Annotated in this window: 23 protein-coding genes; 5 read left to right on the top strand and 18 right to left on the bottom strand. The window is 54.8% G+C overall.

All coding sequences use genetic code 11. The annotated features are described in order from the left end of the window. The 9 genes from Q0835_RS08510 to Q0835_RS08550 are packed head-to-tail and all read right to left on the bottom strand — an operon-like array spanning nt 1 to nt 7,682. Nucleotides 1-456 (bottom strand): deaminase, encoded by a 456-nt coding sequence (locus Q0835_RS08510; RefSeq protein ID WP_298821034.1) that lies wholly within the window; start codon nt 454-456, stop codon nt 1-3. Between the two features lie 2 nt (nt 457-458). Beyond that, nucleotides 459-1,331: a dihydrodipicolinate synthase family protein gene (locus Q0835_RS08515; protein ID WP_298960244.1), complete on the bottom strand. Its 873-nt coding sequence runs from the start codon at nt 1,329-1,331 to the stop codon at nt 459-461. Further along, complete coding sequence (locus tag Q0835_RS08520; protein ID WP_298960246.1) at nt 1,331-1,678, bottom strand: ferredoxin family protein; 348 nt, start codon at nt 1,676-1,678, stop codon at nt 1,331-1,333. The genes Q0835_RS08515 and Q0835_RS08520 overlap by 1 nt, the downstream gene beginning before the upstream one ends. Nucleotides 1,679-1,682: 4 nt before the next feature. Continuing rightward, nucleotides 1,683-2,456 (bottom strand): enoyl-CoA hydratase-related protein, encoded by a 774-nt coding sequence (locus Q0835_RS08525; RefSeq protein WP_298960247.1) that lies wholly within the window; start codon nt 2,454-2,456, stop codon nt 1,683-1,685. Next, complete coding sequence (locus Q0835_RS08530; RefSeq protein ID WP_298960251.1) at nt 2,453-3,619, bottom strand: CoA transferase; 1,167 nt, start codon at nt 3,617-3,619, stop codon at nt 2,453-2,455. The genes Q0835_RS08525 and Q0835_RS08530 overlap by 4 nt, the downstream gene beginning before the upstream one ends. An 11-nt stretch (nt 3,620-3,630) precedes the next feature. Next, nucleotides 3,631-4,998 (bottom strand): FAD-dependent oxidoreductase, encoded by a 1,368-nt coding sequence (locus tag Q0835_RS08535; RefSeq protein WP_298821043.1) that lies wholly within the window; start codon nt 4,996-4,998, stop codon nt 3,631-3,633. Nucleotides 4,999-5,048: 50 nt separating this feature from the next. Beyond that, the gene (locus Q0835_RS08540) at nt 5,049-5,852 is read right to left on the bottom strand and encodes an ABC transporter permease (RefSeq protein ID WP_298821045.1); all 804 of its coding nucleotides are present in this window, start codon (nt 5,850-5,852) and stop codon (nt 5,049-5,051) included. After that, a complete protein-coding gene (locus Q0835_RS08545) occupies nt 5,852-6,640 on the bottom strand; it encodes an ABC transporter ATP-binding protein (RefSeq protein WP_298960741.1) in 789 nt (262 codons plus the stop codon). The genes Q0835_RS08540 and Q0835_RS08545 overlap by 1 nt, the downstream gene beginning before the upstream one ends. 10 nt (nt 6,641-6,650) lie before the next feature. Beyond that, nucleotides 6,651-7,682 (bottom strand): ABC transporter substrate-binding protein, encoded by a 1,032-nt coding sequence (locus Q0835_RS08550; protein WP_298960254.1) that lies wholly within the window; start codon nt 7,680-7,682, stop codon nt 6,651-6,653. Between the two features lie 136 nt (nt 7,683-7,818). Here Q0835_RS08550 and Q0835_RS08555 point away from each other — a divergent pair, with 136 nt between their 5' ends. Further along, a complete protein-coding gene (locus Q0835_RS08555; protein WP_298821049.1) occupies nt 7,819-8,724 on the top strand; it encodes a LysR family transcriptional regulator in 906 nt (301 codons plus the stop codon). A gap of 46 nt (nt 8,725-8,770) precedes the next feature. On the opposite strand, the gene Q0835_RS08560 is transcribed toward Q0835_RS08555, so the two are convergent. The 8 genes from Q0835_RS08560 to Q0835_RS08595 all read right to left on the bottom strand — a co-directional run bounded on the left by Q0835_RS08560 (nt 8,771) and on the right by Q0835_RS08595 (nt 15,695). Next, nucleotides 8,771-9,211 (bottom strand): DUF3995 domain-containing protein, encoded by a 441-nt coding sequence (locus Q0835_RS08560; RefSeq protein WP_298960257.1) that lies wholly within the window; start codon nt 9,209-9,211, stop codon nt 8,771-8,773. Between the two features lie 2 nt (nt 9,212-9,213). Further along, complete coding sequence (locus tag Q0835_RS08565; protein ID WP_298960261.1) at nt 9,214-9,663, bottom strand: SRPBCC family protein; 450 nt, start codon at nt 9,661-9,663, stop codon at nt 9,214-9,216. Further along, a complete protein-coding gene (locus Q0835_RS08570) occupies nt 9,660-9,905 on the bottom strand; it encodes a hypothetical protein (protein ID WP_298960264.1) in 246 nt (81 codons plus the stop codon). Before Q0835_RS08570 ends, Q0835_RS08565 begins: the two co-directional genes overlap by 4 nt. 80 nt (nt 9,906-9,985) lie before the next feature. Then, on the bottom strand, nt 9,986-10,276 hold the full coding sequence (locus tag Q0835_RS08575; protein WP_298960267.1) for an antibiotic biosynthesis monooxygenase: 291 nt from the start codon (nt 10,274-10,276) through the stop codon (nt 9,986-9,988). Nucleotides 10,277-10,392: 116 nt separating this feature from the next. Then, complete coding sequence (locus Q0835_RS08580; protein WP_298960271.1) at nt 10,393-11,301, bottom strand: AraC family transcriptional regulator; 909 nt, start codon at nt 11,299-11,301, stop codon at nt 10,393-10,395. A 277-nt stretch (nt 11,302-11,578) separates the two neighbouring features. After that, nucleotides 11,579-12,961: a S41 family peptidase gene (locus tag Q0835_RS08585; protein ID WP_298960274.1), complete on the bottom strand. Its 1,383-nt coding sequence runs from the start codon at nt 12,959-12,961 to the stop codon at nt 11,579-11,581. Between the two features lie 66 nt (nt 12,962-13,027). Next, a complete protein-coding gene (locus Q0835_RS08590) occupies nt 13,028-14,209 on the bottom strand; it encodes a helix-turn-helix domain-containing protein (protein ID WP_298960277.1) in 1,182 nt (393 codons plus the stop codon). 319 nt (nt 14,210-14,528) lie between these two features. Next, nucleotides 14,529-15,695 (bottom strand): acetyl-CoA acetyltransferase, encoded by a 1,167-nt coding sequence (locus tag Q0835_RS08595; protein ID WP_298821063.1) that lies wholly within the window; start codon nt 15,693-15,695, stop codon nt 14,529-14,531. Between the two features lie 600 nt (nt 15,696-16,295). On the opposite strand from Q0835_RS08595, the gene Q0835_RS08600 reads away from it, so the two are divergent. Next, nucleotides 16,296-17,966 carry an alpha-glucosidase gene (locus tag Q0835_RS08600; RefSeq protein WP_298960280.1) on the top strand — a complete coding sequence of 557 codons (1,671 nt, stop codon included), beginning with the start codon at nt 16,296-16,298 and terminating at the stop codon, nt 17,964-17,966. 80 nt (nt 17,967-18,046) lie between these two features. Continuing rightward, on the top strand, nt 18,047-18,835 hold the full coding sequence (locus tag Q0835_RS08605; RefSeq protein ID WP_298821069.1) for a glycosyltransferase family 2 protein: 789 nt from the start codon (nt 18,047-18,049) through the stop codon (nt 18,833-18,835). Here the strand turns inward: Q0835_RS08605 and Q0835_RS08610 are convergent. Next, the gene (locus Q0835_RS08610; RefSeq protein WP_298821072.1) at nt 18,832-20,025 is read right to left on the bottom strand and encodes an HD domain-containing phosphohydrolase; all 1,194 of its coding nucleotides are present in this window, start codon (nt 20,023-20,025) and stop codon (nt 18,832-18,834) included. The two genes, Q0835_RS08605 and Q0835_RS08610, sit on opposite strands and share 4 nt — an antisense overlap. 218 nt (nt 20,026-20,243) lie before the next feature. On the opposite strand from Q0835_RS08610, the gene Q0835_RS08615 reads away from it, so the two are divergent. Continuing rightward, nucleotides 20,244-21,467: a TIGR03862 family flavoprotein gene (locus Q0835_RS08615; protein WP_298960282.1), complete on the top strand. Its 1,224-nt coding sequence runs from the start codon at nt 20,244-20,246 to the stop codon at nt 21,465-21,467. Further along, nucleotides 21,464-21,919: a YaiI/YqxD family protein gene (locus Q0835_RS08620; protein ID WP_298821076.1), complete on the top strand. Its 456-nt coding sequence runs from the start codon at nt 21,464-21,466 to the stop codon at nt 21,917-21,919. Before Q0835_RS08615 ends, Q0835_RS08620 begins: the two co-directional genes overlap by 4 nt. Nucleotides 21,920-22,079: the final 160 nt, after the last annotated feature.

Consider the following 22,079-nt stretch of genomic DNA (forward strand, 5'->3'; position numbering starts at 1 on the left):
TCACTTGAATTCCGTCACCTGAACACCGGCTTCGCGAAGCATCTGCTGCGACACCTGGAAACTGTAATCGAGTGCGCCATCCGCAATTGGTATTGGCGGCGCGACGATATGGGAAATACCTGCCTGAATGATCGCACGTCCACAATCGGCGCAAGGAAACCTGTTCACGTACAAGATACACCCCGACAGGCAGATGCCGGCTCGAGCAGCGTTGTAGATTGCGTTCCGCTCCGCGTGCTCGAACCAGAAGAATTTCTCTCCGTTTTCCCGAACAAATCGTGCCGGCTCAGAGGCCAGAACTCCGCGCGGGAACCCGTTGTAGCCGGTAGAACGAATTTCATGTCCATCGGGCGATGCAACAACGCATCCAACCTGGAAATCCGGGTCTTCCGACCAGGTCGCAACATGGTCACACAGACCCATGAACCGCTGTGTCCATATCATTTCATCCGCCATGGTCATGCACCCCGGCCAAGGCCTTCTTGCAGAGCCTTTCCCGTATCCTCAGCAAGAGGCAAGAACGGTGGCAGTACCCGCTTCCAGTCTTCATTTCCGGATCGGGCCGCAACGAGATACTTGATGCTGGAGATCAGCCTGGGACCGGCAAGCAGGGCACGTTGCCTGTCCATGGCTTCACAAACTGTTTCCGGCGGATCAGTTCGCTTCTTCCAGACCTGCGCGGCAAGAACCGCGGTTACATTTACGCTGGCTGAAATACAACCAGCATAGCCATTGGACGAAGCAACACGCAGCGCAGTTTCCGAACTTGGGAAGACCTGCATTGACGGAACCGCCGCGACAATCTGATTGCAGTAATCGAGATCTCCTGAGGAATCCTTTATTCCGGTAAAACGTTCAGGCACCTGGGCCGCCAGGCCGGCAATAAGATCGACCGGAATGGTGAGGCCGGTCATTTGAGGAAAGTTATAGAAATAGACCTGGATTTTCCGGTCACCCAGGGCCGCGTGCAGCGCCATATACCATGCTCCAAGACCTGCCGGGTCGACAGGTTTGTAGTAGTAAGGGGGAAGCACTAGTGCGATCGGATATCCCAGATCGTCCGCATGACTGGTAAGCGTAATTGTTTCCTGCAGCGATGGTGTTCCTGTTCCGACCATCAGCCTTTCCTTAGGGCAGACCTCTGCTGCCCACGCCATAACTTCTTTCCTGCAAACAGTGTTCAGAGAATTGGCTTCGCCTGTTGAGCCAAGAATATTCAAACCATTACAGCCGTTCTGGAGCAACCAGGTACAATGCTCGAGAAACGGTTCGCGAAGCGGCGATAGGGTCTCGTCCACTGGCGTTGGCACCGCTGCAATCACGCCTTCCATCACACCACCTCTTCTTTGGAATATCGCTTGGCAAGAACAGTCAACTCATCCGGATCCTTGAGCGGTTTATCGCCCTTCTTCCAGCCTCCGGGTTCTTCTACGGTGCCCGATCCGCCGAGAAATGCGGCCTCGTTCAACGCAAGGAACGGGCGTTGCTCATCCTCGACTTCATCTGCATAGCGGATCGCGTCCACCGGGCAGATGCTCTCGCACATTCCACACTCGATGCATTCGGTGGGGTGAATGTAAAACATCCGCTCGCCCTCATAGATGCAATCGACGGGGCATACCGTTGTGCAGACACCGTCTTTGACATCAATACAGGTGCTGGTGATCACGAGCGTCATCCGCTCAGCATCCTTTCCAGACAGCAGCCCGCTTGTCGCGGAAAGCGGCAACACCTTCGTTCGCGTCTTCGGACAGGAGCGCGCTCTCAAGCTCTTCCACGGGATATTGAAAAGCGTCTTGCAACTGCATGTGCGCGGTTCTCCGCGACACAGCTTTGATCGCCCTCAGGCTCAACGGCGCACAGCTCAAAAGTTCGGCAGTCCATCGGTCGACTTCATCATCAAGATGTTCCGGCGCCACGACGGCATTCAAAAGCCCATACCGTTCCAGGTCCGGTGCAGGCACCAACCGGCCGGTCATCATCATGCCCATGGCAATGTTTCTGGGCAAAAGGCGCGGCAGCAGGACCATGCCGCCGTCAAGAGGGACACGGCCTACCTTGGCCTCGGGCAAACCAAACCGAGCGGTGCTGGAAGCAATCACAATGTCGCATCCCAGAACCATTTCCAGCCCACCGCCAAGAGCCAATCCATTGACCCGAGCGATCACCGGTGTCGACATTTGCCGAAGAGCAATTCCGGAAAAACCGGATGAACTGATGCTCTTCCAATATTCGACACCAGTCAGTCCTGTGTCTTCTTTCAAGTCGGCGCCTGCACAAAACGCCTTGTTCCCGGCACCAGTCAGAACAGCACAACGAATGTCGGGCCTGCTTTCAACTTCAGCCCAGATTTCGCCTAGTCTTCTATGGCTTGCCGTATCGACCGCATTCATGCGTTCCGGCCGATTCAGGGTCACATGGGCAACATGGCCGGAAACCTCAAACTCGACTGTCATTCCGCTGCCTCGTGCGACAAAAGAGCGGCCAGTTCCTGGAGCACTTCTTGCGTATGCTCGCCTAGGCGCGGCGGATGGCGGCGAATGGAAACCGGGGCTTCGCTCAGATGGACCGGGGACCCGGCCAGCGTGATGTCTCCAATCACAGGGTGTTCGATTGAATGAAGCATCCCGTTGATTTTGGTTTGTGGGTCGGCAAGGGCCTCACCCAATGAGCGCACAGGCGCGCACAGGAGATCCTGTGCCTCAAGCCGCTGCAGCCAGTGTTCGCAGGTGTTGCCGGCTATGGCTTCCCGAAATCGCTTCTGCAGATATGGTTTGTTCCGGCGTTGATTATCGAGGGTCGGATAGTCAGGCGAGAGATCTTCGATCTCCAGTGCAGTGCAAATGTCCTGCAGAGGATTTGCCTTGAACGCCCCGACAATCACGATCGCACCGTCACTCGTGTCGAAAACACCGGTCAGCGGCATGGCAGCCCAATTGAGCACTTCCCCGTGTTTCGACCATTGGGCCGCTTCCTGCATTTGCATGGCGATCATACTGTCGTAGAGCGAGACTTCGACCTTTTGGCCACGCCCCGTCTTTTCCCGCATCAACAGCGCTGCCAGAACTCCCTGAACAAGGTGCATGCCCGCTGAATAGTCACACAGCGTTGTCGGATATATGGATTTGGGGATCGACGGATCCTGAGTCTTCTCCATGACGCCGGTCATGGCCTGCGCCAACACATCCTGCCCGCCCTTGTGCGCGTATGGCCCGGTTGAACCAAATCCGGTTCCAGACGCACAGATGATCCTCGGATTTACCTTGGACAGAGCTTCGTAGCCAAAGCCCAGCCGCTCCATCACGCCGGCGCGGAAATTGTCGACGACCACGTCAGCGGTCTTGACCAGATCCAGGACGTGTTGATGACCCTCTGTCGACTTGGTGTCGATTTCGACCGACCGCTTGTTTCGGTTCAGCGAGGCGAAAACGGCGTTGTTCATCGCCTCTTCAGTTCGCTGACCGTAAAATCCGCGACTGAGATCACCAGCGCCAGGACGTTCGATCTTGATGACGTCTGCACCAAAATCACCCAGCGTCTGGGTTGCACAGGGACCGAGCATGACTTGTGTGAAGTCGATGACGCGAATGCCATCGAGTGGCATGATATTCTCTGACATGTAAGCCTCTGTTATTCCGCCGCGATATGATCTTCGATCAAGGCATTGGGCGACGGTCTGTCTCCGGGATCCGCGCCTTGCGCACGCATTTGTTTTTGGATCGCCTTGTGATCAACCATACGGAGCGGCGTGTCGCCGCTGAGTGCAAGCGAAACGGCAACCCCGGCCGCTTCGCCTTGTGCCATGCAAGGGGGAATTTCACGCGAAAGCTTTTGAGCATCACTTTCAACGGAATAATGCCGACCTGCCACGATCAGATTGTCGATGCCCTTGGGCAGCAGAGCACGGTAAGGAGTGTAATAGTCTCTGCCGCGGCACACCGTGTCCTCAAAGTAACGGCGCGATTTCACATCGTCTTTGTTGACAACATATTCACCCTGCAAGAGCCTGGTCTGTCGGATTCCCATTTGCTCTGCAGCCCCCAGCATGCTTGCCTTTTCAAAACCAGGGATATTTTCTTTGGCAAAGTGGTAGAGCTTCATCATCCGCTCGCGGCCTTCAACCTCGGAGGCAACCATATGTTCCACCGACAGACCGTCATATCCGGGCATGTGCGGACAATTGCACCAGACGACGCCGGGAATGGGGGTCTTGAGCCACCACATACCCCAGGCACCACCAATCCGGCGGCGAGCCTCGCGGTCTAGCTTCTTGTATTCTTCCGGATCTGAGAATTCGAAGGCGACTGCCTTGTCGGTGTCGACATTCGCCATGCGGAACACAGTCGTGACAATGTACTGCCCGTCAACGTATTCGGCACCGGCAGCCACACCGACATCCAGATCACCTGTTGCGTCGACCACATATTTCGCCCTGATCGCCTGACGTCCCATCTTGGTCTGGGCGACAACACCTGTGATGCGCCCATTTTCCATCAGTACATCGGAGAACCAACTGTGCGTGCGCAAGTTGACCTTTGCTTCGATCACCATGTCCAGGCTGACCCGTTTCCAGGCATCCGGATCAAAGGCAACGGCATGGATAATGGGTTGTGGCATCATGGCCTTGTGGAAATCGATGCATCCCCAGCGAGACCACTTCTGCCACATCTCCCAATTCGTCTGGCATTCTTCAGATGGCGGATAGACGGCAGCGTCCTGACGCTCCATCCGGTCAACGAATTCGCTAACGATGCCCGTCGTTACGATTTCGTTGCCTTCGTTGACCATGTCGTCCAGCACGAGCACCATACCCCCCGACGCCATGCCACCGAGGTGATGGTAGCGTTCGAGCAATGTTACCGAGGCGCCATTGCGGGCAGCAGATACGGCAGCAGCATGACCGGCTGGGCCTGCGCCGATGACAACGACATCACAATCAGCAACAACAGGGATTTGAGCCCCTTCCACCTGCACGGTGGTTGTATGACGTTCTGCCATAATCCTTGTTCCTTGTTTTATTGTCTCAACCCCTGGCGGCCTGTCGGGCACTACCAGCGAATGACAAGTTTCTCCGCGACCGAAACGGCGGTGAAAAGCAACACCGACAGACCGGAGGAAACGAAGACGGTTGCGTAGAGAAGCGGTGAGCGAAAATTGAACGTGCTGTCGATGATCAAGGCTCCAAGGCCAACATCGGCACCGATCCACTCACCAACGATTGCTCCGATGACACAGGTGGTCGCCGCGATCTTCAGGGCCGAGAACAAAAACGGCAGCGATGACGGCAATCTGATCTTCCAGAACACTTCTGATTTGGAAGCTGAAAGAATCCGCGCAAGTTCCAGGGTCTGCGGCGACACCGACTGCAGACCCCGGACCATGTTGACCAAGGTCGGGAAGAAGCATATCAGGGCTGCAATCACCACTTTTGCAGTCATGCCAGCACCGAAAATCAAGACGAGGATCGGCGCGATGGCAAGAATTGGAATGGTGTTGATGAACACGGCGATCGGGAAAAACGCCTTTTCGATTGTTCTGCTGTGAACAAATGCAACCGCAATCAGTATCGCCGCCAAATTGCCGACGACAAATCCGGAAAGGCTTTCGATCAACGTGGGCCAAAAATTCCTCAGCAGGAGCGCGGATTCGTCCTTGAACACCGCCAGAACATCGGTCGGCGCTGGAGCAATATAGGTTGGCACATCAAAAAACCTGACCCCCAGTTGCCATATGAGGAGCAAGGATATCGCCGTCCCGAGCGGGATCGCCACATTGCCGGCTCGTTGACGCACTTCCACGAGACGATCCGCCTTGTCTTCGTCAATTTCCGAAGAGATGTGTGCAAGAGACATCAGCACTCCTCCAGAAGTTGGCGAAGCCGACCGCAGTACCGGTTGAATTCCGGTGTCTCGCGTAAGGCAATTTCGCGTTTTGCAGGCAAATCGACGTTGATCACGTCCTTGACGCGCCCCGGGTTGGCCCGCAGCATCAGCACTTTTTGGCCGAGGAAGACCGCTTCCGGAATGGAATGCGTGACGAAAAGTATCGTAACGCCGGTTTCCTGCCAGATGTCCCGCAACTGAAGGTTGAGGTGGTCACGGGTCATTTCATCAAGAGCACCAAATGGTTCGTCCATCAGCAAGAGCCTGGGCTTGCAAACCAGTGCACGGGCGATGGCTACCCGCTGACGCATACCGCCGGAAAGTTCATGCGGCAGGGCATCCTCACGCCCCTTCAAGCCGACCAAATCCAGAAGTTCACGTGGGTCCTTGTCGGATCGGGGTATCTTCGCGCCTCTTTTGCGACCGATCTCCAGAGGCAGTTCGACATTCTGGAGGGCGCTGCGCCAGGGCAGCAGCGTTGCGTCCTGAAAGACGAACGCGAACTCGCGCGCAAGTCGCGCCGCTTCCGTGGTCTTGCCAAGGATTTCGACATTGCCTTTGGCAGCCGGTACAAGATCCGAAACAAGACGCAACATCGTGGACTTGCCGCAACCCGAAGGTCCCAGAATGGTCCAGAATTCGCCTTCACCGATTTCAAGGCTGATGTTTTCAAGGGCGGTGAAACGACCAAACTTCACCGAGGCTCCGGACAGGCAGGCCGCAACACTGCGGCTTGCCAAATCCTGATGCGGGCGCATGTCCGCAACGTCAGCCAAATGTTGGACGGACATCTTTGGTGGCTTCAAGAATGTCCAAAGTCATAATGTCTGAGAGTTTCGGCGCACCGCTGGTAAACTGACCAAGGCTTTCGTAGGTATTGATCTGTTCTTGCCAGTTGTCCGTGGTCATGACACCCCATCCCCCAGCCTTGGTTTTGTCATTGAAGGAAAATCCAAGGACCAGATCGACAGCTTTCATTTCGCTGTCCTTGTCGAGGTTCGGATAACGTTCGACCAGCGCGTTCACACCCGCAGTCGGATCCTCGTAAACAGCACCCCAGCCTTTTGATATCGCACGGATGGCTGCTGCGACTTTGTCGCCATGCTCCTGGAGCACATCGTCTGTGGTGTAGTACGGATTGGCGTAAAGCTGGATACCTGCGTCCCAAAGCTTCATGTCGACACGCTCGTCACCAAGGACGGACAGTGCGCCGACATTGGTCTGCCACCCGGTTGCAACGTCAACCTGTCCGACCTTAAGAGGTGCCATGTCACCGCCCATGACCGACACTTCCACCTGGTCTTCCTCAATTCCATTCTTGGCAAGCAGCGCCCGCAGCAAAATGCGCGCAGTTCCCTGGGTGGCAACCTTTTTGCCGATCAGGTCTTCCGGCTTGCGAACCGGATTGGCTTCCATCGAGAAGTAAGTGAACGGGTGTTGCTGATAACCCGCAGCGACACACTTTATCGGGAGACCCGCGGCCCGAGCCAACATCAGTGAAGGTGAGGACGAAATGGAACCGAAATTGTTGGCCCCCGAAGCGACCGAGGCAACGCCATCGATGTTTGGTCCGCCTGGAACAATCTCCAGTTCAAGTCCTTCGTCGGCGAAGTATCCCAACTTGTCGGCCATGACCTCGCCAAGAATTCCGTTTGATGCAAGCCAGCCAAGCTGCATCCTGATCTTAAAATCTGCCGCCTTTGCAGGTTCGATTGAAATGAATGTTCCTGTTGTAGCAAGTCCGGCGGCCGCGCCAATTCCCTGAAGAATGTGCCGGCGGTTTAGTCCCCTGTTCTTCATATTACCCGTCTCCTGGTAGGTGATATTTTGGTATCTCCCATTTTTCTTTTCAGCCTAGACGCGGGTGCTGCGTTGCAGATAGAACTAAGTTTTGCTCATAGCGATGCCTTTTTTGCATCGCCTGGAAAAAGACAACATGCACAGCAAGTTTTTGAACTACTTTGACGAAGTCGCAAGGCAAGGGTCCATACGCCGCGCCGCGGCAGTGCTGCACGTGTCTTCGTCATCGGTAAATCGCAAAATCCTCGACATAGAAGAACGATTGGGTGTCAAACTCTTTGACAGGCACGCAGAGGGAGTGGAGTTAACCGCTGCCGGGGTCGTGGTTTTGGAACACTGCCGAAAAACGATTTTTGACTATGAAAAAATCATGCATGTTGTGGCCGATATCCGCGAGATGCGCGCAGGCCACATAGATATCGCTTCACTCGATTCAGTTGCTTTGAGCTTGCTCCCGGCTGCCATAGACCAGTTCGCCAGGCAGTATCCGGACATTACCTATACAATCCAGACCGCACAGCCTGATGAAATCGTGCGAGCCGTGGCCGATGGTGTGGCAGGCATTGGAATATCCTTTTGCAACGACTTGCATCCGGGAATTCGGCTGCGAACTGAGAAGTCCGCACCGATCGGTGCAATCCTCAACAAGAACCATCCGCTAGCAGAGCGTGACGCACTGGAAATTGAGGATTTGTCCCCGTTTCCATTGATCCGGTCATATGACGCGCTTGCAGAACGTTCACTGGTCAATCTCGCTCTTGCAGACAACAACATTCCGCTCAAGACTGCCTGCTTCACCAACTCGCTTCCGCTTGCGCGCTCCATGATCCTCAACGGCCATGGTATCGGTCTCTATTCCAAGATCGGATTCCTACATGAAATTGAAACCGGCAGTTTGAGATATCTGCCTCTGAAATCAAGTTTCCTGAAGGATCTGAAAATCGGACTGCTTATTCCCTCCCGCAGCAATCAAACGCCAATCGAAAATGCTCTATGCCGCATTTTGTCGAAGTCTCTCAGAATTCTTCGACTGGATTCCTAGTTTTCAATGGGGTGTTTCTGTCACGCCGGCATCCATCTTCAAAGTCTCAATCGGCCAGAAGAATGACGGCGCACGCCAACCCGAGTGCAATTATCAGCGGGTTGAAGAAACGACGATTGTAAGTGCGAAACGGTTCGATCTGGGGCATGGCGGACAGGCTCATGTAGCCAAGGCATCCGCGCAACAGGAAAACGGCTGTCTGAACAGCCAACAGCCAGAAAACCAGCTGATAGGGAAGCGGGCTTGGCAGAACCCTGGCATAGAAAAGCGGGAGAATAGCCGAAATCAGGATGGCGCTCGCCGCAACAATAGTGACACCGCATTTGGCGGTGGGACCAATTTTTGGATCGAGCCCGGGTCCTCCAACTGCCTGCGCCAGCAATCTTTCTGAATTGAAAGGCCACGGCGTCCCCAATGCCCATAAAAAATGCAACCCTGCGATTGGTGCAAGTATAGCTGCTACGATCAGGGCGAGACCACTCGTCATCTTTAACTCCCGTTGGACAACGTTTCGAGAATGTGAAGTCTGCGCGGGTGCCGTTGCCGGTACATGTATCGCGCCCACGCTGCAAACAGCGGTGTCAAAAACCCACCATCGATTTCGATGCGTTCGACAAGCCGGCTTCCTGTCGGCGTTGTTGCAACAGACAGACTGTGCCGCCAGGTTTTCACACCGGCACCTTTCTCCTCTGACGTAAAAGCCATGTTGGCATCGTCGAATTTCGCGACTTTCATTTCATATGGCTGGTAGGGAAGCCTGCCAAAAAGCGAAACTTCAACGCGCAAAACCTGTCCCTGGTGGATTTCACCTCCTGGCAGGTCACGAAAGGCCAAAAGGCCCTCCGTGACTGTCTTCAGGTGACCCAGGTCTGTTGCGACCTTCCACACGTCCCGCGCGGAAAAAGGATAGACATGGACAAGTTCTACGCGTGTGGTCATTGGCCTCGGAGCTCTGGTTTTTGCAAGTTAGGTGTTCCGTCTTCCGTGCCGAGCCGATGCCAGAATTCCGTTGAAGCTCGCACAGATATCCATTCCTGCCAGATAGAAATGACACCGGTTTCGTCCAAGTACCCAACCGCACGCATGCAGCCATGCATCTTTCGTAACCGGCTGAGCAGATCTGCGGCCTTGGCAAACGAACCGATGCGATCTCGTCGATAAACCGAGCAGCCCTGCGACACGCTCCTCTCCGAACACTCTGATGTCACGGTCGAATGGATTCTATTTGTTGAGGTTGGTATTGCTTCGGTTCCGTGGATCATCACATCACCAGCTTCTCGTAGTAGGTTACCGAAGGCGGCCCCTCCATGAAGCCGAGCAGTGCTGCCATGACACCCTTCTCCTCTATAAAGGCCAGATATGCCTGGTGATGTTCCCGGCTCATCCATTCTTCGTGAATGAGAAATGCGCGCGTGGCAGTGTCATAAAATAGCGTGACACTCAGTGCTCCATCGAAGCCGCGCACATTTGCAAGATTGGCTTTCAAGAACTCCGAAAGCGCCTCGAATGCTCCGTCCCTTACGGTCATCTCGAGAGTTACCCATGTGGTCATCCGTGGTCTCCTTCACTGTGATGCTCACAGTATTTCCGTCCACATTGGTGCCGGATAGAAAACTCGCCGCGAAAATAGGGATTTTGCGGCGCTTTTTTCCCTGCTCCCCGGCAAGTTCAGGCAAGACTCTGGCGCAGTTGCTTGGGTGTCTGCTGAAAACAGCTCTTGTAGGCCTTGATGAAATGAGACGTATCGGCGTAGCCCGCTGCGTGAGCTATATCGGAAATTGATAGGCGGTTGTTGACCACCATCTCATGGGCATGCTCCAGCTTCGCTCTTCGTAGCCAGACGCTTGGAGCTTCACCAAACTCCCGTTTGAAATCGCGTTGAAAGGCAGAAACTGACCGCCCTGAAAGGGTTGCGTAATCAGCAATAGAAAGGTCTGCCAAGGCATAAACGCGCATCAGCTGCTTTATGTTCCGCCGGGAGCGCCCGGCATTCTCATTGGCGAGAAAACTTTGAAGCTGCCCCTTTCGGTCATGCATATGCAAAAGAAACAGAACTTCCAGAAGCTTCGTTTTGACCAATGCAGGCGGTGACCGGACCGCGCCATAGACCTTGGGCAGCGCATCGATATAGGCCCGCAGGCTTGCGGACCCTTCAAACAGTGCTGTCCGGCTTTTGGAAGGGCGCCCACTTACCAGCGACGTCGCCTTCAAGAACTCGCCAATGACGGCGTCGTTGAAGAAGAACAACCATGCCTCCAGTGGCCCTTTTGCTGCTCGGAAATCCGAGACCATGTGATGGTGCCTGGGAAGCAGCAAAGTGTCACCGGGAGCAACGACCGTCTTCGCGCCGTCAGCATCAAAAAAGGTTTCCTGCCCTCGCAGGACATAAGCAAGACACGGTGCATTGGTGAAAAACTCCGTTCCGAAGGCATCCTTATCCAGCCACTTATGAAAAATTCCGGCCTGCCCTGCAGTCATGACGGCCTTTGCACCTGCAAACGCGCGAAGACCTTCCGGAATGAGAAGGATGTTGTTTTCGCTCTCGTCAACGAGGCACTGTTGTTGTTCGCCTGTCATGGGGCCTGTCTCAGCTTCAGTGGATCGGTCCGCATCACGAACACTTGCGAGCAAAACATAACCATTGGTATGTTTTGCTCGCAAGTGCCGCCCAGGCGTCAAATCCGCACACCTGCTCCAAGTCTTTCAATCGCTGAGATCCGGTGAACTTACCGGCCAGAGGACGGTTTGATTGAGTTAATGAATGAAAATCAATCAGTGCAAGCGCGCTGAATGCCAACCATAAGCAGACACTCAGCGGCTTTTATGGCAGCTCGGATCAGAGCCCCAGAATTTTTCAGTTCCGGTTCGCCAGTTTCCTGATCAGGTTCGCATGTGCTTCAACGGGTGAAGCCTGATCAAAGACGGTCATTTCAACATCGGGCTCGATACCGCGGCCTTCCCAGAAACGCCCGTCATTGTCCACGTGGACTTCATTGGCCAATGACAGATACCAGCCGTTCGGCAATGTCCGCCCGAGAACGTCAGATGCCGCCCCACGAGTGGCTTTGCCAATGTGCCTGACATTTGGAAGGGCACGCAGCGACAGCACAAGCACCTCGGCAGCACTGACCGTTATGTCACTTGTCAGAACATGGACCGGGCCTTCGAACCGGGTTCCGCTACTGGGCGTCAGCGTGACCACCGTGCGGGGTGACTTTTCAGCATCGGCAGCATATTTCGTGAAGGCTTGAACAGGTTCAGATGCAAAGCGTTCTGCTATTGCACGGGCAACAAATTCGTACCCTCCAAAGTGATTGTAGCCGCCGAAATTCATGCTGAGATCAACGATGACGGACCGCACACCGGACGTCTGAAAGAACTGCATTATTTCTTCCATAATGGCATTGGTCGCCGCCATTTCCTCATCCGGCGACGCACCGCGCCGGTCATAGTATCCGACGGTCGCGAGCGCCAGGTAGCCCGTGTCGCCATTCAACACGCCATATTGTATCCGTTGATTTCCAACGACCCGGCCTTGCCCGCCCAAAATGGTGTTTGGAATGCTGTCGTACCAAAGCGGTCCGAAAAACGCTTCGACTGCCTGTTTTTCAGGAACGCCTTTGTCCTTTGCGTCCTGAGACAACCGGCTAAGCGTATCACCAGGATAAGGTTCGAAACGGATGACCTCATTGTCGATCCTGGCAGTGAGATCGAGATGCCCGTCCTGCAGCGGTGACATCATTTGCTTGAACACCTCAAACAGCTGTTCATCCGTCATTTCAGGTTGGATTTTTTCCCGGGCGGACGCGATGGTCGACTGCCAGTCAACGCCATGAATGTCGTGGAAGGGATAGTTGTGTCGAAAAAACGCGGCAAACGCCTCGAAATTTGCTGCAGGAGTGTTTTCTATCGACGTCTGACAGGTATCAGGTAGCGCCTCGAGCCGATCAGCGCGGATCTGATGTTGTGCAAATGGCAACGTCACAGTGGCGGTGTTTCTGTCCTTGGTCAGGACAAGCTTGCTGTTGCCGATCAAATCTAATAGAGCTTCAGCATCTCCGCTCTCTTCGATGCAGATGTCACCGGCAAATTGATAGAACTTGATATTGCCGTCTTGCACCTTTGCGATCGTGCCATAGCCGTCAGTCTGCCAGAGGCCGTTGAATTCAGGCGAAAGATCCGCGAATGCGGGCGCTGCATAGATTGCGGTTGCAAGAAATATGGGTAGTCGTTTCATAAAGCTTTCTCCGGTTGAGATTTCGCCGGATAGGCCTTTTTGGCGATACATGTCGTCCGGTTCAGCTCAGACGGACAGATTTGTCGAAAACTTGTCGACCGTCCCTTGTGCTTTTCGATAAGCCGTTGGCGTCTGCCCCGTCACTTTCTTGAACGCTGAATAAAAGGAAGATCGGGAGTTGAAACCGGCATCAAGCGCAATGGCCAGGATCGTATCGTCGCTATCCCTCAGGTTGCTCTTTGCTGCCTCAATGCGGTGGCTGTTTACAAAGTCGAAAAAATTCTGACCGATCACCTCGTTCAGAACCTGGGAAATGTAATTCTCGCTCACACCGGTGTGTCGGGCCAGAATCCAGAGTGACAGGTTTGGATTGAGATAGAGCTTGTCGGCCGTCATCGCCTTGCGCAATTTGGCAGCAATGCGATCCGTTGCATCTTCAGTCAGTGCCGAGTTCGCATAGCGTTGTTCGGGTACGCGAGCGACATTTTCTTGAGGTCTCAGTCCTGGCCGTTGTCTCAAGCCCCAAACAGCCATAATCGTCTGAAGTGTCAGATTAAGCAGAAAATACGCAAGTCTTGGGAGTCCGCTGTAATCCGGGATCATGTAACTCAGGAGCGACGAGATCAGACTGAGGATCCAATAAAATCCGCTGATGCCGACCACAAAGGCTATCCAGCGCAACTCCTTGCTTTCGGTGCTTGCAAAAAGGTCCTTCAAGCGAATTCGATAAGACACAAGCCGGCGATAGACCAGCAGAATGTAAACGCCCCACTGGAGCTTGATCACGACGGTCACCAGCGCCCAGAACACCCAGTTGATCGCATCTGCCGCTTGCAGCAACGTCTCTTGCGAAACGCTGAAAAGGCGCAGGTCCGCCAACACCAGATAAAGGACAATGGAACCGCTTGTCAGCAGCGTGAAGCCAGGCAGAACCAAATGCCGATATAGTTTTTCCGGAAGGCCTTCGTCTTCTGAAGTCAGTATCCAGACATAGAGCCAGATCAGTGGCGTGACACACGCCATGGCCAACAGCCAGAGCGCTTCCAGCAGCGTGACAAAACTCGCTCCGGTCACGACCATCTGCAAGGCTGTAGGCAGTTCCGTGACAGCGGCTGCCAGAAAAAATGCAGCAAGGACCCGAAACAGGGTTTTGTGTCGGTCTTGTAACAAACAGCACAGAGCGCCAAACAACGGCACTGTCATCGCCATCGTTGATATCAGCACCAGCATGTGCTGCGAGAGATCCATTCGAACAACCTGAGCCCGGTCAACACATTGCAGGACGCATGACGTCCGCGCCGCCTGATGACAAAGCGAAATGGCAAGATCATGTCCCACCGTACTATTGCGCTTTCGAAGTCCCTTGAAGCAGTTCAATCGCCCTAGTTGCAAGAAAAAACTGGGATGGCCTGCGCACTTCGGTTAACCAGCTATTCTGGAGACTGTCGAAGGTTGACGCCGCGGGTCCCAAAACCGCCGTTTCACAACCCATTGGATCGGTAATCGGGTGCCGCAATATTTTGGCGGGGATGATCGACGTCACCCCCGCGCAATGGAGACGACTGTTCTATTTCATCGCCTGCAACACGGAAACAAAATTGGCGACGGCCGCACCGCCCATGTTGAAGATGCCACCGATTTCAGCGTTCTTGACCTGAATATCGCCCGCTGTATCGGTCAACTGCATCGCGGTCAAAACATGCATAGAGACGCCTGTTGCACCGATCGGATGCCCCTTTGCCTTGAGCCCGCCAGACGGATTGACCGGCAGCTTGCCGCCCATTTCGGTCCAGCCTTCAAGAACCGCCTTGGCACCTTCACCTTCTGCGGTCAGGCCCATCGCTTCATATTCGAGCAACTCAGCAATTGTGAAACAGTCATGGGTTTCAACAAAGGAAAGATCCTCCAGCGCCAGATTGGCGTCGCCGAGTGCTTCGCCCCAAGCCTTGGAGCAACCTTCAAATTTCAGGATGTCGCGCTTGGACATCGGCAGAAAATCCTGCACGTGCGACATACCGCGGAACGCAACGGCCTTCTTCATGCCAAGCGCGGTTGCAGGGTCCGTCAGAACGAGTGCCGCAGCGCCGTCAGACACCAATGAACAGTCGGTCCGCTTCAAGGGACCGGCAACAAACGGGTTTTTCTCGCTTTCGGCGCGGCAGAACTCGAAGCCAAGATCCTTGCGCATCTGCGCATAGGGATTGTTGACGCCGTTCTTGTGGTTCTTGGCGGCAATTTTGGCCAATGCGTCGGACTGGTCTCCGAATTTCTGGAAATAGGCATCTGCTATTTTTCCGAAAACTCCGGCAAAGCCGGCCGGAATATCACCTTCTTCCTTCAAGTAGGAGGCTTTCAACAGGTTCTTCCCGATTTCCGGACCCGGGGTCGTTGTCATCTGCTCGACACCAACAACAAGCACGAAGCGGGCATCTCCGGAGGCGATCGCCCTCACACCCTGATGAACCGCGGCTGAACCCGTCGCGCAAGCGTTTTCAACCCGTGTCGCCGGTTTGAAACGAAGCGCCGGATCGGCCTGCAGCACAAGAGAGGCCGTAAAGTCCTGAACGGAAAAGCCTGCGTTGAAGTGCCCGAGTAGAATTTCGTCGACGTCTTCCGGTGCAATGCCAGCATCGTGGATGGCGTCCACGGCAACCCTGACGATCATGCTCTCGACTGTTTCTTCCGCATGCTTGCCGAAGGGCATGTGTGCCCATCCCACCATTGCTGCCGTCATGACACTTCCTCCAGGTTTCGTCACGCGAAGCGGCTTGTCGCATCACAACGGCACAGGTTCGTGCCCGGCTCATTCACCACTTTGCTGAATTTGATATTGCCGGACAGTTCCAGCTTCCATGCTGCTTTGCAAGAAGAAAGTGACCTAAACGTCATAACTTTTTATTTAAGGTATATTTTCCAATAACTTATGAAATCTCATAATGTGTCGTGAAACGTGTTTGTTGCGAACAGACATCAGCGGCGCAAAGGTTCTGCACAAATGAGTGCCCTTTAAGAAGGGTATTCATCGAAGCGTCATGTACACGCGGTATTGCGCAATTGTTGCTGACCAAATCCTGTTTCAAGACTTTTCAGTTCTTTAGCCGGCCCTGCCTCGCAGGGCCGGTTTTTGCTTTTCCGCACATTCGTTCGAGAGCGGCTTTCTCCTCTGACTTGCAAGAATCACACGACTTTTTACCAACGACACCTTGACCTTGCGATCCGCGGCATATAGCCATTCAAAGCGCTTTGAATTCTAGTGAACCGTCCAGATTTACCAAGACTGTTTCAAGCCAACCGGGCAGAAACGGATGATCAGTCGGCGAAAGGGAGACCGGCAATGTTCGAAGAAGCCGAAACGGGCCAGGAGGCCGAGATGTCTGACAATGCGATCAAGGACCAGGACTGGTGGCGCGGAGCTGTGATCTATCAGATCTACCCTCGCTCGTTCAACGACACGAATGGGGATGGTATCGGCGACCTGAACGGCGTGACTGAACGCATGGACTATGTCGCCTCTCTCGGTGTGGATGCCATTTGGCTGTCTCCGTTCTTCACATCCCCCATGGCGGATTTCGGCTACGACGTTTCCAACTATGTGGACGTCGATCCGATGTTCGGCTCACTCGCGGATTTTGACCGGATGCTAGCCGCTGCTCATGAACGCGGTCTGAAAGTTATTATCGACCTTGTGATTTCGCACACGTCCGACCAACACCTCTGGTTCGTTGAAAGCCGGTCTTCTAAGAACAATCCGAAGGCGGACTGGTTTGTCTGGGCTGATGCAAAGCCGGACGGAAACGTCCCCAACAACTGGCTATCGATATTCGGCGGGCCCGCCTGGGAGTGGGACAGCCACCGGCGCCAGTACTACATGCACAATTTCCTCGCCAGCCAGCCGGATCTCAACTTTCACAATATGGACGTTCAGGATGCCGTCCTGGATGTTGCCAGGTTCTGGCTCGACAGAGGTGTCGACGGTTTCCGTCTCGACACAGTGAATTTCTATGTGCATGACAAAGAACTGAGAGACAATCCGCCGCTCAGCGCTCACGAGCTTCCATCCACCGTGGATCCGTCCAACCCTTATGGCTACCAGGATCACATTTACGACAAGACCAGACCTGAAAACCTAATATTCCTGGAAAGACTGCGAGCATTGCTCGACCAGTATCCGGGCGCAACATCAGTTGGAGAAATAGGTGCGGACGGCCAAGCAGTAGAACTGACTGCGTCTTATACGGAAGTCGGCAAGCGCATTCACATGGCCTATAGCTTCGACCTACTGACGCCGCAGCATTCGGCAGCCTATATCCGCCGCATCGTTGAAGAAATGAACGACGGCATAGGATCTGGCTGGGCCAGCTGGGCGCTGTCCAACCATGATGTGCAACGGGTGGGCACCCGTTGGGGTGCCGGCCAGGAAGTTGCCAGATTTGCTCCTTTCGAAACCGCCCTATGCGCATCACTTCGAGGAACGCCGTGCCTGTATCAAGGTGAGGAACTGGGCCTGCCGCAGGCCGATGTACCTTTCGAGAAACTACAGGACCCGTACGGCATACGTTTCTGGCCCGACTATAAGGGCCGCGACGGTTGCCGAACTCCGATGCCGTGGGTAAGGGACAATGGTTATGCCGGTTTCTCGCAAGCCGAGCCCTGGTTACCAGTCGCGCCCGAACATCTTGAGCTCGCAGCTTTTGAGCAGGATAAGGATGAAGCTTCCATTTTGAACCGCAATCGTGCGTTTTATGCCTGGCGGCAGAACCATGCCCCTCTCAAGAAAGGCGATATGCACTTTCTCGACACCGCGGGCGAAACCCTGGTGTTCACGCGTTCGCATAACGGCGAAACCATCCTGTGCGCCTTCAACTTGGGATCGGCTCCGGCGACCGTCGAGGTTGAAAGCCTCGATCTTGAAAACCTGAATGCCCCCGGTTTTTCCGGCGCTTTTGAAGGCACCAAGGTCACTCTGGCTGGGCACGATGCTTTGTTTGCACGTGTAAAATCCTGATTTCTTTTCTTCAAATCAGCGTCCGGCGCGGCTAAATAGTCGCGCCGGGGTCTTCCGGCGATCAACAAGCCGGAACAGCGATGACCAGCCGACTTCCCCTTTCCGTGTTCATCATTGCCAGAAATGAAGCCGACCGCATTGCCCGACCGATTGAGAGCGTGATCGACTGGGTGCACGAGGTCATCGTGGTCGACAGCGGCTCAAGCGACGACACGGTTGCAGTTGCCGAGAGCCTTGGTGCTCGCGTGGTTTTCCACGAATGGCTCGGATATGGCCCGCAGAAGCGCTATGGCGAAGACCAGTGCAAACATGACTGGATTTTGAACCTCGATGCCGATGAAGAGGTGACGCCGGAACTGGCGGCGGAGATCAAGGCGAAATTCGCCGACCATACTTTCAATGACGCCGATGGCTGGCGGATCATGATCCGGGACATGTACGCGCATGAAAGCGCACCTGCGCCCTGGGCCTATGGCTACCACCAGATACGGCTCTATGACCGGCGCAAAGGACGGTTCTCAGACTCAACGGTTCACGACACCGTCCGGCCCGATCCCGGTGCCAAGCTCGACAATCTGTCAGGCATCATGGCGCACCGGTCGATCCGCTCGCTCGATTTTCAGGTTGAAAAATACAATCGCTATTCCGCCATGCAGGTGGAGGACATGCGAAGCCGCGGCAGACGACTGTCCAGAAGCCGCCTGATAACCGAATTTCCTGTCAGCTTTTTCAAGGCTTATTTCGTTCGCAGATACCGCAAATACGGTTGGTGGGGACTGATCCTGTCCATGAATTATGCCCATGCCCGTTTCTTGCGTGTCGCCAAGGCATATGAAGCTGAACTACTGGACAACAAGAACACGCACTAAGCCGGATCAGACACCGCCTTATGAGCAACTTCATGCCGCTCGACGCGAATTGGCTGGCGGACACCAGTGGTCTGATGGAAATGCTCAAGGCGACGGATCGTCGTCGGGGTCAAAGTATGTCCGCGAGACAGAACCAGTTCATGATTGCTTTCGGTCAGAGCGTCATCAACGAGAATATCGCCGGGCCGCAGCGAACGGATATGACATTCAGCCACATGCTTTTTGCGCTCTTCCGGAACATCGTCCATCAAGACGTCCCTGGCCAGCTCCAATAGCTTGGGGTCGTATTTCCGGCGATTTATCGTCATGGCCTCAAACGCCGCAGCATCCGGTCCGGCTTCAGGACTGGCGTACCAGAGATCTGTCAGCAGTTTCAGTATTCTGGAGATTTGCGGAATGTCTGTTCCCGTCGGCCCATCCTTTGGAAAACCGGATCCATCAAACCCGCGTGCCGACAAATAGAGATAGTCGGACACCCGCTCCAATTGCGGAACGTTTTTCAGAAGTTCCTGCGTTTGAGCAGGAGACTTGTCGAGCACATCGCGCTCCTGCTCGGTCAGGCTGCGCGCTGCGCGATAGCGGGCAAGGACTTGTTTCGGCAGCAGCGCTTCACCGAGAGGCGAGAGCATGACCGCCATTTCAAGCTCCCAGGTCTTTTTCATGCCCGATGCCTTGGCGAGCTTGAGAGCTTGTTTGCGCACGACACCCGTGCGCCGGAAAGCTTCGGGGTGAAAAAGGGCCATCATGTCAATGAGAAGCTTGACTGAACCAGCCAGTGTTCGTTCAAGCAATGCCCGATCTTTGAACAGCTGTCGATGATGTGCCAGAGCCGTTTCCATAGCTGCAACCAGGTCTGCCGGCTGGCTCGGCTTGTCCAGAAACATGAAAGCATGACCTTCATTCAGCGCCTGTTTGACAGCTTCTGCTGACCGTTCCCGCGTCAACATCACCCTTGCCGCCATTGGCGCAATGATTTCCGAAGCCCTCAAAAACGCCGATCCACCGCGACCAGGCAAATTGAAACAGGAGCAGACGATGGCAACACCGGGTTGTTGCTTCAAGAAAATCAAAGCTGAATCGGAGTCAGAAAAGCAGGCGACTTCCATCTGGCTGCCAAACAGTTTCTGGAAGCCTGACTGAACATTGGGATCCGGGTCGGCGACGACAATAAGGTCCCTGTTTTTTTCCATGCCAAATGCCTTTGCGACTTCAGCTCAGGCCGGAACATCCAACCGTTGGACCGGATAGTCTCATGAGACGGATAACAAAAACTTGAGAAGATCATCTTGCGATACGAGCACGCCTGCAAGCTACTCGAAAGCAGACTGGCCCATCCCCAGGACGCCAGACTTTGCAGAACATGAAAATGTCGGTGGTCAAGCAAGGTCAGTCCAACTAATAAGGCGCAATGACCGATGTTCTGATCATAGGTGCCGGCCCGGCCGGGCTGTTCGCTGCTGAGCAACTGTCGGCCGAGGGGCTTGAGGTGACCATTGCCGACAAGATGCCTTCCCCGGCCCGCAAGTTTCTGATGGCCGGGCGTGGCGGTCTGAACCTGACCCACAGCGAAGACATTGATATTTTTCTGGATCGGTATCGCGAGGCACGTGGCTTCCTGGAACCCATGATCCGTGCTTTTTCGCCCAACGACCTCAGGAACTGGTGTCATGGACTGGGAGAAGAGACCTTTGTCGGCAGCAGCGGCAGGGTGTTTCCGAAATCCATGAAAGCCTCTCCGCTGCTGCGCGCGTGGCTCCGCCGGCTTGACCAGCGCGGCGTCAAACTGCTGACACGTCATGCCTTCACCGGACTGACCGAAGAAGGTGACGCGCTTTTGAAAACCGATGGCCAAGAGCCGAAAGCCATTCCCATACGCGCCCTCTTGCTTGCGCTCGGCGGGGCAAGCTGGCCGAAGCTCGGCTCAGATGCTGCCTGGGTTCCGGCGCTTGAAAAACGCCAGATCAACATAAATCGATTTCAGCCCTCCAATTGCGGTTTTCTCGTTTCCTGGAGCGCTGTTCTGCAAGGACGGTTCGCGGGTTCGCCATTGAAGCGCATTTCCCTCAGTCTCGATGACAGCCAATCCAGTGGAGAAGCTCTGCTCTCGGCAAAGGGCCTAGAAGGCGGCGCAGTCTATGCTCTTTCCGCGGAACTGCGTGAGAAGATCAAAATAAATGGCTCTGCGGAGCTCACGATTGATCTACGCCCTGGCATGTCGATAGGCGCGGTCAGTCAAAAGCTCGCCCGGCCGCGGCGCAAACAATCCGTATCGACCTTCTTGAAAAAGGCACTGAAACTGAGCCCTGTCGAGCAGGCGCTCCTGCGCGAGGCAGGCCCCCTTCCGGAAGATCCGGCTGGCCTTGCAGCACGGATCAAGGCTTTGTCGGTTCTGTGCACTGCCCCTTACGATATTGACCGGGCGATATCATCAGCAGGTGGCATTGCACTCGCAGACCTCGATGATGGAATGATGTTGCGCAATTTGCCGGGTGTCTTTGTGGCCGGCGAAATGCTCGATTGGGAAGCACCAACCGGCGGCTATCTGCTGCAAGCCTGCTTTGCCACAGGCCGGCAAGCCGCACTCGGCATTCAAAACCATCTAAGCAATCATGAAGAGGGCGAACGTGCATGACCGTACTTTATGTGGACGCAGATGCCTGTCCGGTAAAGAACGAAGCCGTCCGGGTTGGCGAGCGGCACAATGTTGCAATCAAGTTTGTGTCCAACAGCTGGATGCGTTTGCCGGAAGGCGACCTGATCGAGCGTGTTGTCGTACCGGAAGGACCGGACGAAGCCGATAACTGGATTGCGGAACGCGCAAAAACCGGCGACGTCGTCGTGACCGCAGACGTGCCGTTGGCGTCCAGGTGCGTCAAGGCGGGCGCAATGGTTATCGGGCCGACCGGAAAACCGTTCAGCGAGGATGCAATGGGTATGCGTCTTGCGATGCGGGATTTGAAAACGCATTTGCGCGAGATCGGCGAAATCCGGGAAGGTGGCCCTTCCTTTACCAAGGCGGACAAATCGCGGTTTCTAAATCAGCTGGAAACTATCATGCGGGCAGCAAAGCGTGCTGCGACTTGACGCGAGCGCTTTCGTCAAGTCCGGCAGTATCGCTTACAAAATGAAAACTCCCTGCAAGGTTGGGAGGAATACCTTGCAGGGAGTGTAGCCGGATACCCATTGTTGGGGTTTGCGCCCCGGCTTTATGTTGCTTTGTCCAAGCCCGTTCAAATGACGGGTA

The sequence above is a fragment of the uncultured Roseibium sp. genome, assembly GCF_947499295.1.
Lineage (GTDB): Bacteria > Pseudomonadota > Alphaproteobacteria > Rhizobiales > Stappiaceae > Roseibium.